The organism is Hymenobacter sp. (assembly GCF_031398885.1).
In the GTDB taxonomy this organism is placed as follows: Bacteria; Bacteroidota; Bacteroidia; order Cytophagales; family Hymenobacteraceae; genus Hymenobacter.
In genome coordinates, this window is the sequence record NZ_JANNOD010000092.1 from 33,401 (window position 1) to 46,952 (window position 13,552).

A 13,552-nucleotide genomic window follows, 5' to 3' on the forward strand; every position below is an offset into this window, starting at 1 on the left:
GGTGGGGTCCGCAATTGCGCGTGTATATTACCGCCTCACTTTACTTCTCTTCTTTTATGCCCATCGAATACAGCCTGGTGCAGCGCGGCCTACCCGCCCAGCCCAACAGCCCCAAGAAGTGGTACGCCAACGTGCGCTCCAGCGGCACGACCACCGAGCGCGACATGGCCGACAAAATCAGCCGCGGCACCTCCCTCAGCTCCACCGACGTGAAGGCCGCCATCGAGTCGCTGCTGCAAGAGATTCCGCGGGAGCTGGCCGACGGCCAAATCGTGCAGCTCGGCGATTTGGGCTCGTTTCGGGTGACGCTGCAAGGCGAGGGCACCGAGACGGAGGAGGAGTTCACCAGCGCCCGGGTGAGTCGCATCAAAGTCAACTTCGTGCCCAGCGCCCTGTTCGAGCAACTGCTGTCGGGAGCCGTGCTGCGGCGCGTGGCGGCCAACCCGCCCGTGGTGCGCAAAGCCGCCAAGAAGGCCTAAAATACGACGACCGGTCGTCGGGCGCCTGACGACCGGTCGTCAGAGGTCCGACGACCGGTCGTCAGCGGCTTGACGACCGGTCGTGTGGGCGGCGGGGTCGGTGGTAGAGCCCCTACTCCACCTTCAACGTCTTGGCCACCCGCTGGGCGCCCGCCTGCACCACCACGCGGTAAAGCCCCGGCGCGCGTCCCAGCAGCGGCACTTGCGTCGTACCCCCAGTCTCAACCATGCTCACCGGCTGTTCAAATACCACGGTGCCCTGGGCGTCCGTCACCGTCACCGTGGCCCGGGTGGCGCCCGGCACCGCCGGCACCTGCACCGTGGCCCGAATGTGCGCCGGGTTGGGGTACACGCTCAGGTCGGCCAGCGGCGCGGCGGCCGAGTCGGCCGCCTGGGCGCGGGCGGCGGGCCCGGCCAGCAGCATAAACAGCGGCAGCGGCAAGGCCAGCTGGCGGCCCGCGGAAAGCAGGCCGGATGAGACAGTGGTGAACATAGCGGAGGTGTTGGAAAGGGCGAATAGAACGGGCAGCAGCGCCAGCAGCGCGGCAAGGTCGGTTCAACGACGCAGCGGGCCAGGGCGTATGCCCGCACTGTTCAACCAGCCCGCTTTCCCGACCAACCACCCGCTGTCCCCGACGAGTCCCGGTTGGGCACCCTGTGCTCTCCGTTGCTTCAACCGCACAAAAAGGCCCGTCTCCACCGGAAACGGGCCTTTCTACGTCGTTGCTTCATCAGCACATCAGCACATCGAAGAATCAACCATTACCCCGCCGCCAGCGCTTCGGCGCCGCCCACGATTTCGAGAATCTCAGTCGTGATGGCCGCCTGCCGCGTCCGGTTGTAAGTTAGCTTGAGGGCCTTGAGCAGCTCGCCGGCATTGTCGGTGGCCTTGTCCATGGCCGTCATGCGGGCGCCGTGCTCCGAGGCGTTGCTTTCCAGCACCGCCTTGTAGAGCTGAATCTTGAGCGACTGCGGAATGAGCGTCTGCACAATTTCCTCCTTATTCGGCTCGAAGAGGTAGTCTACGTTCGAAGTGGGCGTGGCCGACACCGGGGCCGCCACCGGCACCAGCGGCAGCAGCTGCTCGGTGCGGACGACCTGGGTGGCCACGTTCTTGAACTCGTTGTACACCATCACCACCTGGTCGTACTCGCCGTTGCGGAAGCCGTCCATGGCCACCTCAGCCGCCTCGCGCACCGTCTCGAACGAGAGCTTGGCGAAGACGTGGGTAAAGTTGCCCACCACGCTGCTCTTGCGGGTGTAGTAGTCGTGCGCCTTCTTGCCAATGGCCAGGTAGGAAATGTTGGCCGCTGGCAAGCCGGCGTAGCGCTCCGCCACCAGCGCATTCACGCCCTTGAACACGTTTGAATTGAACGCGCCCGCCAGGCCCCGGTCCGAGGTGATGGCGATGACCAGCACCCGGCGCACCTCGCGGGCCACGCCGTAGTCGCTGGCAATGTCGGCATCAGCCGTGCGCGTCAGGTTGGCCAGAATGGTGGTCAGGCGCTGGGCGTAGGGCCGCATCCGAATGATGTTGTCCTGGGCCCGGCGCAGCTTGGCCGCCGCCACCATCTTCATGGCTTTGGTAATCTGCTGCGTGCTGTTCACCGACTGAATGCGGTTGCGGACTTCTTTGAGGTTGGCCATTCTTTGGAAATTAAGAATGAGGAATGAGGAATGAGGAATTACCTAGAGGCGCTATTCTCACGATGCGCAACCCTTAATTCCTCATTCTTCATTCTTCATTCCTCATTGATAATCTACTTCGCCGCGTAGCTCGCCGCCACATCCTTGGCCACCTCGCGGATGGCCTTGATAGCGGTGTCCTCCAGCTTGCCGGCCTTCAGGGCTTTCAGCACGTCGGGATAGCGCGAGTTCATGGTCTGGCCAAACTCCTTCTCGAACTCCCGCACCCGGTTCACGGGCACGGTGTCGAGCAGGCCGTTGGTGGCGGCGTAGATAATGGCCACCTGGTCTTCCACCTTCACGGGCGAGAACTGGGGCTGCTTCAAAATCTCCAGGTTGCGCCGGCCGCGCTCGATGGTGAGCTTGGTCGAAGCGTCGAGGTCGGAGCCAAACTTGGCGAAGGCTTCCAGCTCGCGGAACTGGGCCTGGTCCAGCTTCAAGGTGCCGGCCACTTTCTTCATCGACTTAATCTGGGCATTACCGCCCACGCGCGACACCGAGATGCCCACGTTAATAGCCGGCCGCACCCCCGAGTTGAACAGGTTCGTCTCGAGAAAAATCTGGCCGTCGGTAATCGAAATCACGTTGGTCGGGATATAGGCCGACACGTCACCCGCCTGCGTCTCAATCAAAGGAAGAGCAGTCAACGAGCCGCCGCCTTTCACCAGGTGCTTGATGCTGTCGGGCAGGTCGTTCATGTTCCGGGCGATTTCGTCCGAAGCGTTGATTTTGGCGGCCCGCTCCAGCAGGCGGCTGTGCAGGTAGAACACGTCGCCGGGATATGCCTCGCGTCCGGGAGGACGACGGAGCAGCAGCGACACCTCGCGGTACGCCACGGCCTGCTTGCTCAAGTCGTCGTACACCACCAGGGCCGGCCGGCCCGTGTCGCGGAAGAACTCGCCGATGGCGGCACCCGTGAAGGGCGCGTAGAACTGCAGCGGCGCGGGGTCCGCGGCCGGCGCGGCCACCACCACCGTGTAGTCCATGGCGCCACCCTTGGTCAGCGACTGCACCACCTGGGCGATGGTCGAGGCCTTCTGGCCGATGGCCACGTAGATGCAGAACACCGGCTGGCCGGCCTCGAAGAACTCGCGCTGGTTCAGGATGGTGTCGATGGCTACGGCCGACTTGCCGGTCTGGCGGTCGCCGATAATCAGCTCGCGCTGGCCCCGGCCAATGGGAATCATGGCGTCAATCGACTTGATGCCGGTTTGCATGGGCTCGGTCACCGGCTGGCGGAAAATTACGCCGGGCGCCTTGCGCTCCAGGGGCATCTCGTACAGCTCGCCCGTGATGGGGCCGCGGCCGTCGATGGGCTGGCCCAGCGTGTTCACCACGCGGCCCACAATGCCCTCGCCGACCTTAATCGACGCAATTTTATTAGTACGCTTCACCGTAGCGCCCTCGCGGACCCCGGAGTAGTCGCCGAGCATCACCGCGCCCACGTTGTCCTCCTCCAGGTTGAGCACCAGCCCTTGCAGGCCGTTCTCGAACTCAATCAGCTCGCCGGCCTGCGCTTTGCCCAGTCCGTAGATGCGGGCCACGCCGTCGCCCACCTGCAACACGGTGCCGACTTCTTCCAGCTCGGCTTCGGACTTGAAATTGGACAGTTGCTGCCGCAGAATTGCGGAGACTTCGTCGGGGCGTACTTCAGCCATGGTTTTGGGAATCTAAATGATGAGGTGATGGAGTGACGGGGTGATGAAGGGAGCAATGAATCGATGAACGTCATGCTGAGCCTGCCGAAGCATCTCGCATGGGGTAGCAATCCAATCGTTCAACGGTGCGAGCGAGATGCTTCGGCAGGCTCAGCATGACCGCCCGTTTAACTTCATCACCTCATCGCCTCATTACCTCATCACACCTTTTGTTGATAAGTATTTTCTTGTAAGGAGATGCGCATCTTCCGCAGGCTGGTGCGCACCGAATCGTCAATCTGATTGTCGCCCACCCGCAGCACGAAGCCGCCGATGAGGTCCGGGTCTACTTTCTCGGTGAGCTTCACGTCAGTCAGGCCAGTCTGCTGGGTCACCAGCCGCTCCAACTGCGCGCGCGACTCGGGCGTGAGCGGCGTGGCCGAGGTCACCTGCGCCATCTGGATGCCCTGCAGCGCATTGTACTGCACCTGGAACTCGGTGCCCATGCTTTCCAGCGCCGACTCCCGGTTTTTCTGGGTGAGGATGGTGAAGAACTTCATCACCACGTCCGACACCTTGCCCTGGAAAATGGCGGTGAGGATGGCCAGCTTCTTGTCGTGCTTCACAATCGGGTTGCGCAGCAGCAGGCGCAGCTCGCGGCTTTCGGCCACGGTCTTGCTCAGCAGGTCCATGTCGTGCTTCACGGCATCCAGCGTGCCCATTTCCTTGCCCAAGTCGAGGAGCGACTTGGCGTAGCGGGCCGCTACTCGTTGGTCAGCCATATTCTTTAGTGGTTAACGGTCAGTGATTAGTGGTTAGTGGTCTTGATGCGTAACGGTAAACGAATAAAAAATTAACCGTTAATCACTAACCGTTAACCACTAATTCAATTTTACGTCCTTCAGATACGAGTCCACCAGCTGCGTTTGGGCGGCCGGGTCGGTTAGCTCGCGGCGCAGGATGCGCTCGGCGATGTCGAGGGAAAGCTTGGCGGCGGTGTTGCGCACGTCGGCCAGCGCGGCGTTTTTCTCCTGTTGGATGGCTTCGCGGGCTTGCTGCGTAATGCGGTTGGCTTCTTCCACGGCCTTGATCTTTTCCGTTTCGCGGAATTGGTTAACCATGACGGTGGCTTCCTGCATCATGCGGTCGCGCTCCTGGCGGGCGTCGGCAAGCAATTTTTCGTTGCCGGCTTTCAACTGCTGCATCTCCACTTTGGCCTGGTCAGCCATGCGCAGGGCACTTTCGATGCTGTCCTCCCGCTCGCGCAGGCCAGCCATGATGGGCTTCCAGGCGAACTTGGTGAGGATGAACAGGAGCAGCAAGAACAGGACCGTCTGCCAGAACAGCAGGCCCAATTGGGGGGTGATTAAGTCCATGGTATCGTTGTGTAAGCTGTTAGCTAATAGCTGTTAGCTGATAGTTTGTTCAGTTTGGTTAAAAGCTAACGGCTAACAGCTATTAGCTAACAGCTCAAACGTTAAGCAGCCCGCGCCGCGCCGCGTGGGGCGGACGCGCCAGCGGGCTGCCGAACTCGTAGCGGCTACTGCTACAGCTTGAAGCTCACCAGCAAGCAAACCACCACCGCGAACAGCGCCAGACCTTCGATAAGAGCGGCGGCAATCAGCATCACCGTCTGGATTTTGCCCGAAGCATCGGGCTGACGGCCGATGGCATCCATGGCGCTGCCACCGATGCGACCAATGCCCACACCAGCACCCAAAGCCACCAAACCAGCACCGATACAGGCACCCATTACGGCAAGGTTATTACCATTGCCAGCCACTTCGGCCACGGCCTGCAAAAACAAAGAGAGAAGCATAAACTTGAAAAAAAGAGAAAAAAGAAATTGAAAATCAGCTAATCGCGACTGGGGGGAGGGGCGCCGCGGGTTCGCAGGAAAAATCTTTGCTTTAGCTGTTGGCTAATGGCTGATAGCCGTTAGCTTTTCAGACCGAAAATCAAAATTAGTTGACTAGCTAACAGCTAACGGCTACCAGCTATTAGCTAAAATTTAGTGAGCGTGGGCCTGGTCGCCCTCGCTGCCGCCGCCCATCTGGAAGTCGGCGTCGTGGTGCTCTTCCACCGCGCCGCCGATGTACATGGCCGACAGCAGGGTGAAGATGTAGGCCTGCAACAGCGCCACCAGCAACTCCAGCAAGTTGATGAACAGCGCGAACGGGATGGCGATGATGCCCACCGTGGCCGCCTTGAACAGGAAAATCAGGCTGATGAAGCTCAGGATGATGATGTGCCCGGCCGTGATGTTGGCAAACAGTCGCACCATGAGCGAGATGGGCTTGATGAAGATGCCCACAATTTCGACCGGCACGATGATGGGCAGCAGCAGCAGCGGCACGCCGGGCGGCCGGAAGATGTGCGACCAGTAGTACTTGTTTGAGCTAAACAGGGTGATGAGCAGCGTGGCCAGGGCCAGCATGAACGTCACGGTGATGTTGCCGCTCAGGTTGGCCGCGCCCGGCGTGAGGCCCAACAGGTTGTTGAACCAGATGAAGAAGAAGATGGTGAGCAGGTAGGGCATGTAGCGCTCGTACTTCGGGCCGATGCTCTTCTTAGCCACCTCGTCGCGGATGAATACCACGATGGGCTCCAGCAGCGACTGCACGCCCTTGGGCGCGCTGCCCTGCCGGGTGCGGTAGCCCCCAGCCACGGTGTGGAACACCAGAATCAGAATCAGGCAGCTCAGGATGAGCGAGGCCACGTTCTTGGTGATGGAAAAGTCGTAGACCTTGCCGCCGTCCTCGGCAACTAAGTGGCCTTCTTCTAATTTCAGGCCGGCGTGCACGCCGCCCGGCGCGTGGTGGAACTGGCTGGAAGAGAACACCGACAAGCCTTTGCCGGGCTGGTAGGCGATGACGGGCAGCGGCAGGGTGAGGTGGGTGCCGGTCTCCTCGTTGCCGAGCGTGGCGAAGTGCCATTCGTGCTCGTCGGCCACGTGCTCCATGATAACGCGGCCGGGGTCGAAAGTTTCCGACTTAGCGCCCTCGGCAGCCCCCGTTTCGGGCTGCGCGGCAAAGGCGGGCAGAGTAAAGAAAAAACAGAGGGCGAGCAGTAAATGCTTCATTCAGTCAGACTTAGGGGCGGGGGCGGCGAAAGGAGCCGGCGGTCCGATTACCCTGATTTTGAAAACGGGCGCAAGTTACTAAGGATAGCCCAAATTTCAAACCCAGCGTACAAAAAGTACAGGATGAAGAAGCCAATGAGCAGGCTCAGGGTGCCCTCCTGGCGCCCCCCGCCGGCCCGGTATAAGTAGATGCCCAGCACCAGCAAGGACCCCATAAAGCGGACTACGACGCCGCCGAAATACGCGGCGATAAAATAGTCCTGCTTCACGGCCGTGACGCGGGCCGTGAGGTAGTAGGTGCCGCCGGTGAGGGCCGCCATGAGCAGCAGCACGCGCCCGGTGTAGGGGTGGATGATGGCCGGGCCGAATTGCGCGCCTAGCAAGTAGATGACGGCGGCCAGGCCCAGGGTGAACAGCGCCAGATACAGCAGGAACCGGAGCATGGCAATTACTTCGTCAGCGAGCGGATGACCTGGTAAAGCGCCACGAACAAGCCGAGCACCATCAATCCTACTGTGTAGTAGGGGGTTTTGTTCTGGAAGTGACCGTCGAGCCAGGTGCCGGCCCAGGCGCTGAGGCCGATGATGGCCAGCATGGTGAAGGCAATGCCCGAGTACTTGGCCACGTTGCTGGCCTGGTCGGCGGAGGAATCGGGCTTGGGCGGGTCAGGGGACATTGGCGGGGCGGCGGTTTTTTAACAGGGGCGGCAAGGTAGCGGGCAAAACCCCGGTGACTCCGGCATCCTTGTACGGGGCCGGGCCGGCCGAAATGAAAAAACGTAATTTTACCCCGCCGGCTACGTTAGCCAACTGGTGAAGGCGCGGCCGGGCGAACATTTTGGGTTCGCTCGCACGTTCCGGGAGCAGTTGGCTGCAATTATTCTTTCCCTTGGCTTTGACACAACATTCGCTGACCTGCCGCTGGACGGCGCTGCTCATCTTCTTGCTGGGGCTGGGCGCGGCGGGCTGCGCCTCCGACAAAAACCTGGTGGCGCACGCGTTCAACAACGTGGCGGCGCGGGACAACGCCTACTTCTTGGCCCGCGAGAAGCTGCAGGTGCTGGAAGACAAGCTGTACGAGGGACGCATCAACGACTACAACCAAACCCTGCCGCTGTTCCCGACCCTGGACAGCACCACCGTGCGGGCCAGTCGGGCCGAGTTGAACGACATCATCAAGAAAGCCTCGATGCCGATTCAGCACCGGCCGGGGTCCGACTGGACCGACGACGCCTACGTGCTGGTGGGCTGGGCGCGGTTTTACCAGATGCAGTTCGACGACGCGGCCCTGACGTTCAAGTACGTGAACTCGACCAGCAAGGACGCCAACGCCAAGCACGAAGCGCTGATTGGCCTGATGCGGACGTTTGTGGCCCAGGGCGAATTTGGGAGCGCCAAGGCGGTGTCGGACCTGCTGGACAAGGAAACCGGCCTGCCGCAGGATGCCCGCCAGCTGTTCCTGACGCGGGCCGACTACTACATTCGCACCGATGAGCCGGCCAAAGCCATTCCGCAGCTGGAGAAGGCCATTCCGCTGATAGCATTCAAGAACGAACGGTTGCGGACGCGCTACATTCTGGCGCAGCTGCACCAGGACGCGGGCGAGAACAAGAAGGCCTACGAGCAACTCGACCAGGTGCTGGCCCACAACCCGCCGTATGAGCTGGACTTCCAGGCCAAGCTTCTGCTTGCGCAGGTGTCGGACCTTAAGCCCGAGGAACAGGCGCGGCTGAACAAGAACTTCGCGGGCCTGCAGAAAGACCCCAAGAACAAGGACTACCGCGACAAGATTTATTACGAAATGGCGCGGCTCAACTACCGCGAAAAGAACTACCCGGAGGCGCTGAAACTGCTGCGGCAGTCCATCAAGGCCACCTCGACCAACCGATTGCAGAAAAGCTACACGTATTTGCTGGCGGGCCGCATCTACTACGACGACCTGCAGAAATACCGCCTCGCGGCGGCCTACTACGACAGCACGGTGCAGAACCTGGCGCCGGAAGCTAAAACGTACGCCGCCATCAAGGAGCGCAGCGAAATCCTGAAAGAATTTGCCAACCAGTACACCGTCATCGAAACGCAGGACAGCCTGCAAGCCCTGGCCAAGCTGAGCCAGGAAGCGCTGAACGAGCGGCTCAACCTTTACGCCGACGCGGCCATCGTGGCGAAGAAGCAAGAAGCCGCCCGGCTCGCGGCGTTGCAGAAGGCCCGGGAACGCGCCGACAAAATTGCCGGCCGCACCGCCAATACTGCCCCCAGTTCGCTGCCGGGGCCGTCTTCCAGCTCCTTGCCGGGCCTGGCGCCGGCGGCCGACCTGCTGGCGTTTGACCCCACGGCGGCGGGCACCGGGGCCAAGTGGTACTTCGACAACCCGGCGGCGCTGGGCACGGCGCGGGCCGACTTCATTCGCAAGTTCAGCGACCGGCCACTGCAGGACAACTGGCGCACCAACCGCCAGGCCAGCAGCTCCCCCAACACCGCGCCCAACGGCGGGGCGCCCCTGGCGGTTACCGGCAACGACAACACCCGCGTGAATGGCGGCCGCGCCGACTCGGCCGCCACCGCCGCCGCGGCCGACCCCGACGCCGAAAAACGCACGCTGGTAGCTCAGTTTCGGAAAGACATTCCCCTCACCCCGGCGCAGTTGCAGGCGTCGGATGCGCAAGTAGAAACGGCGCTCTACGAGTTGGCCGGCATCTACAAGGAGCAGTTGAAGGAGCGCGAAAAGGGCTTTGAAACCTACGAGAAGCAGGTGACGCGCTACGTGCGCGGCAGCCACGCACCCGATGCCTACTACCTGCTGTACCTCTACAACAAGGACAAGCCCGATGCCGCCAAAACGGCGCAGTACGCCGCCGCGCTCCAGCGCGAGTTTCCGACGTCCATCTACGCCAAGCTGATTGCCGACCCGCAGTACCGCGAGCACGAGCTGGCCCTGCACAACGCCGTGGCCAGCCGGGTAGACTCGGCTTTTACGCACTACAAAAACCAGGAATTCCGAAAGGCGACGGCCGTGCTGGCCCGCACCGAAAAGCAGTACCCCAAAAGCGACCTGACCGACCGGGTGGCCTACCTGAAAACCCTGCTCGTCATTCGCACGCAGCCGCCGCTCACGGCGCGCTCCTCGGTCGAGAAGTTTTACAAGGACTACCCCGGAAGTCCGTTGGTGCCCCAGGCCCAGGCGCTGGCCGACTCGTACAAGAAGCGCGAGTCGGGCCAGATAGCCGGCGCGCTGGCTTCGACCGAGAAGCCCGTCGTGTCGCTCTTCCGCCCCGGTGAAGTGGATAATCGGATGCGCATTTACTACCGCGAAGACGAAACCCCGGCCAAGGCGCTGAGCCCCGCCGCACCGGCCCCCAAAGCCGCGCCGACACCCGAACTGGTGCCGGGGGTTAAGTCAAACGCGCCCGCGGCCGGCAGCGCAACAGGCGCCGTTTCCTCGCCCGCACCCGCAGAAAAACAACCCGCCACCGCGGTGGCGGGAGCAGCGGGGCCGCCGGCGGCCCCGGGCGCAATGCCACCGGCCAGTCTGCCTGCTCCCGCCAGCCTTCCCGCAGCAACACCCGGTGGCACGGCAGCGCCCGCGACTGCCGCAGCCCCGGCCCCCGCTCCGGCCGTACCCACGGTCCCGGCCACTGCCTACACCACCCTGCTTAGCAGCGCCCATGCGGTGGTGCTGGTGTTTCCAAAAGCGGCCTCGGCGGCGGCAGACTTACCCACGCAGCTGGGCACGTACAACAACCGATTTTTCCGGGCCAACAGCTTGCAGATAGAAACCCCGGCCCTCGGGGCCGACCAAACCCTGCTGGTGGTGCGGGCCCTGCCCGGCGCCAAAGTAGCCCAGAGCTACGCCACCAAACTGCGGGGGCCGCAGTCGCCGCTGGCACGGCTGCGCGGGGCGGGCTACCAGACGGTGGTCATCAGCCTGGAGAACCTGGCGCTGCTGCAAGCCACGGGGGACCTGGCCGGGTATTTGAGCTTTTACCAGCGGGTGTACAAATAGGGTTTCTCGTCGCTGGTTGCTGGTTGATAACAAAAACGAGCAACGAGAAACTTCAAAGCCCTCGGCCCGCGCCGGAGGCTTTATTTTTGCTACATTAACTCGTCTTTGCCTCCTATGCCCACTTCCCCCCCTGCCCGCCGCTCCAAGCCGACGCCCCCGAAGCCCGTGCGCAAAGGGCGGTTTACGGCGTTTGCGCGCACCATGTGGCTCTTGTTTGGGGCGGGCATCGTGGGCGCGGGCCTGCTGGTGCTGGCCGTGAGCGGCAATTTCCTGAACCTGTTTGGGCGCATGCCCAACCTGAAGACGCTGGAAAACCCGCGCTCGGAGCTGGCTTCGGAAATCTACTCGGCCGATGGGGTGCTGCTGGGCAAGTACTTCCGCGAGAACCGCACGCCCGTCGATTACAAAGACCTGCCCCAGAACCTGATTGACGCCCTGATTGCCACCGAGGACGTGCGCTTCGAGCAGCACTCGGGCATCGACATGAAGAGCATTTTTCGGGGCGTGGCGGGCGTGGCCACCTTCAACCGCAGCGGCGGCGGCTCCACCCTCACCCAGCAGGTGGCCAAGGTGCTGTTCCGCACCCGAGCCGACCTGAACGACGGCCGCCTGAACGGCGACGGCAAGCTGGGGCTGCTCATCATCAAAATCAAGGAGTGGATTCTGGCCATCCGGCTGGAGCGCAACTACACCAAGCGCGAAATCCTGCGCATGTACCTCAACACGGTGGAGTACGGCTCGAATGCCTTCGGCATCAATGTGGCGGCCAAAACCTACTTCAACAAGGCGCCCAAGGACCTGACCACGCCCGAGGCGGCCACGCTGGTCGGCATCGTGAACCGGCCCACGGCCTTCAACCCCAAGCTGCACCCCGACCGCTCGCGCAAGCGCCGCAACTGGGTGCTGCGCCAGATGACCAAGTACGGCTACCTGCCGGCCTCGGAGCTGGCCCGCGACACCGCGAAAGCCATTGTGCTGCACTACTCGGTGGAGAACCCCAGCAAGGGCCTGGCGCCCTACTTCCGGGCCGAGGTGGTGAAGTCGCTGCTGACTTGGGCCCGGGAAACCGACCACGACCTGTACTCCGACGGCCTGAAAATTTACACCACCGTCGACTCGCGGATGCAGGTCTATGCCGAGAAATCAGTAGCCGAGCACTTGGCCTTGCAGCAGAAGTGGTTTACCCAGCATTGGAAGGGCCAGCTGCCGTGGCGCGACGAGAACGGCAAGGTCATCCCCCAGTTTCTGAACATTTCCATGCGCCGCACCCAGCGCTACAAGTCGCTGATGAACATCTACGACGGCAACCGCGACTCGGTGAACTACTACCTGCGCAAGAAGTACAAGATGCCGGTGTTTACCTGGCAGGGCGAGAAAGAAATGCTTATGTCGCCGCTCGACTCGCTGGCTTACTACAAGCGGTACCTGCAGGCCGGCTTCATGGCCATGAACCCGCTCAACGGCCAGATTAAGGCCTGGGTGGGCGGGGCCAACTACAAGTTTTTCAAGTTCGACCACGTGCGTCAGGGCAAGCGCCAACCGGGCTCGGCCTTCAAGCCCATCGTGTACACGGCCGCCATCGACCAGGGCTATTCGCCCTGCTACCCGCGGCCCGACGTGGCCACCACCTTTCCCGGCGTGGCGGGCCGGGCGCCCTACACGCCCAAGAACTTCGAGGGCGGCTTCTCGGGGCGCGTGTTCACCTTGCGGCAGGCCCTGGCCCGCTCCATGAACTCCATCACGGCCTGGCTGGTGATGAAGCTCACGCCCGAAACCATTGCGGGCTACGCCAAGCGGCTCGGCATCAACTCCGAGATTGATGCCGTGCCCTCCATCGGCTTTGGTGCTTCCGACTGCAACATTTTCGAGCTGTGCGGCGCCTACGCCACGTTCGTGAACAAGGGGGTGTGGACGTCGCCGGTCATGGTCACGCGCATCGAGGACAAGAACGGCAACGTGCTGCGCGAATTCGTGCCCCAAACCAAGGAAGTGCTCAGCGAAGAAACCGCTTACCTGATGACCTACATGCTACAGGCCAGCACCACCGAGCCCGGCGGCACCAGCACCATCCTGCACACGGGCTTCAAGTTTCCGTACGAAATCGGGGCCAAAACCGGCACCACCAGCAACTACTCCGACGCCTGGTTCATGGGCATCACCCCCGACCTCGTGTGCGGCATGTGGATAGGCGGCGAAGACCGCAGCATTCACTTTCGCAACGGCGGCTACGGCCAGGGCGCGCGCCTGGCACTGCCGCTCTACGGCCTGTTCATGCAGAAGGTATACAAGGACAAGAGCATTGGCATCAGCACCGCCCCTTTCCCCAAGCCGGCCGCTCCGCTCAGCATTGAGATTGACTGCTCGAAATACTACGGCGGCCAGCGCGATACCATTCCCGACGATCAAAAGCTGAACGTGCCCGACGCCGATGCGCTGAACGACGAGGACATCTAACATCTAATCGCAGGCGGCGCAAATGATGCGGATGCCGCTGATGCAGGCGACCTGGCCGAAGCGCAAGTGCCCTTGGTGCCGACCGGTCGAATAGCCCGGCTACCTGCTCTACCGGTTGAGGGAACGAACCGCCGCTGCCCCCGGACATAGCGCACGGCTGGCCACTTTCGGCGGCCTTTTTTTGTTGTTCGTTACACAAGTCTGAACGCGCC

The 13,552-nt window shown here is 62.3% G+C and carries 12 protein-coding genes; 3 read left to right on the forward strand and 9 right to left on the reverse strand.

The genetic code is table 11. The annotated features are described in order from the left end of the window. The first annotated feature begins 56 nt into the window (after positions 1 to 56). Positions 57 to 479: an HU family DNA-binding protein gene (locus tag RMO51_RS17630; RefSeq protein WP_310396835.1), complete on the forward strand. Its 423-nt coding sequence runs from the start codon at positions 57 to 59 to the stop codon at positions 477 to 479. A 112-nt stretch (positions 480 to 591) separates the two neighbouring features. Here RMO51_RS17630 and RMO51_RS17635 read toward each other — a convergent pair whose 3' ends face one another. The 9 genes from RMO51_RS17635 to RMO51_RS17675 all read right to left on the reverse strand — a co-directional run bounded on the left by RMO51_RS17635 (position 592) and on the right by RMO51_RS17675 (position 7,560). Next, positions 592 to 972 (reverse strand): T9SS type A sorting domain-containing protein, encoded by a 381-nt coding sequence (locus RMO51_RS17635; RefSeq protein ID WP_310396837.1) that lies wholly within the window; start codon positions 970 to 972, stop codon positions 592 to 594. Positions 973 to 1,241: 269 nt separating this feature from the next. Then, positions 1,242 to 2,126: an ATP synthase F1 subunit gamma gene (gene atpG, locus RMO51_RS17640; RefSeq protein WP_310396838.1), complete on the reverse strand. Its 885-nt coding sequence runs from the start codon at positions 2,124 to 2,126 to the stop codon at positions 1,242 to 1,244. 113 nt (positions 2,127 to 2,239) lie between these two features. Next, the gene (atpA, locus tag RMO51_RS17645) at positions 2,240 to 3,823 is read right to left on the reverse strand and encodes a F0F1 ATP synthase subunit alpha (RefSeq protein ID WP_310396840.1); all 1,584 of its coding nucleotides are present in this window, start codon (positions 3,821 to 3,823) and stop codon (positions 2,240 to 2,242) included. Between the two features lie 200 nt (positions 3,824 to 4,023). Further along, on the reverse strand, positions 4,024 to 4,584 hold the full coding sequence (gene atpH, locus RMO51_RS17650) for an ATP synthase F1 subunit delta (protein WP_310396842.1): 561 nt from the start codon (positions 4,582 to 4,584) through the stop codon (positions 4,024 to 4,026). 99 nt (positions 4,585 to 4,683) lie between these two features. Then, positions 4,684 to 5,178 carry a F0F1 ATP synthase subunit B gene (locus tag RMO51_RS17655; protein WP_310396843.1) on the reverse strand — a complete coding sequence of 165 codons (495 nt, stop codon included), beginning with the start codon at positions 5,176 to 5,178 and terminating at the stop codon, positions 4,684 to 4,686. A 170-nt stretch (positions 5,179 to 5,348) separates the two neighbouring features. Then, positions 5,349 to 5,621 carry an ATP synthase F0 subunit C gene (atpE, locus tag RMO51_RS17660; RefSeq protein WP_310396845.1) on the reverse strand — a complete coding sequence of 91 codons (273 nt, stop codon included), beginning with the start codon at positions 5,619 to 5,621 and terminating at the stop codon, positions 5,349 to 5,351. Between the two features lie 192 nt (positions 5,622 to 5,813). Beyond that, a complete protein-coding gene (atpB, locus tag RMO51_RS17665; RefSeq protein WP_310396847.1) occupies positions 5,814 to 6,884 on the reverse strand; it encodes a F0F1 ATP synthase subunit A in 1,071 nt (356 codons plus the stop codon). 47 nt (positions 6,885 to 6,931) lie between these two features. Then, the gene (locus RMO51_RS17670; protein ID WP_310396848.1) at positions 6,932 to 7,327 is read right to left on the reverse strand and encodes a hypothetical protein; all 396 of its coding nucleotides are present in this window, start codon (positions 7,325 to 7,327) and stop codon (positions 6,932 to 6,934) included. A 5-nt stretch (positions 7,328 to 7,332) separates the two neighbouring features. Next, a complete protein-coding gene (locus RMO51_RS17675; RefSeq protein ID WP_310396850.1) occupies positions 7,333 to 7,560 on the reverse strand; it encodes an AtpZ/AtpI family protein in 228 nt (75 codons plus the stop codon). A 218-nt stretch (positions 7,561 to 7,778) separates the two neighbouring features. On the opposite strand from RMO51_RS17675, the gene RMO51_RS17680 reads away from it, so the two are divergent. Both RMO51_RS17680 and RMO51_RS17685 read left to right on the forward strand, forming a co-directional pair. Further along, the gene (locus RMO51_RS17680; protein WP_310396851.1) at positions 7,779 to 10,886 is read left to right on the forward strand and encodes a hypothetical protein; all 3,108 of its coding nucleotides are present in this window, start codon (positions 7,779 to 7,781) and stop codon (positions 10,884 to 10,886) included. A gap of 114 nt (positions 10,887 to 11,000) precedes the next feature. Then, entirely contained in the window at positions 11,001 to 13,340 is a 2,340-nt protein-coding gene (locus tag RMO51_RS17685) for a transglycosylase domain-containing protein (RefSeq protein ID WP_310396853.1), read from the forward strand. Positions 13,341 to 13,552 lie beyond the last annotated feature (212 nt).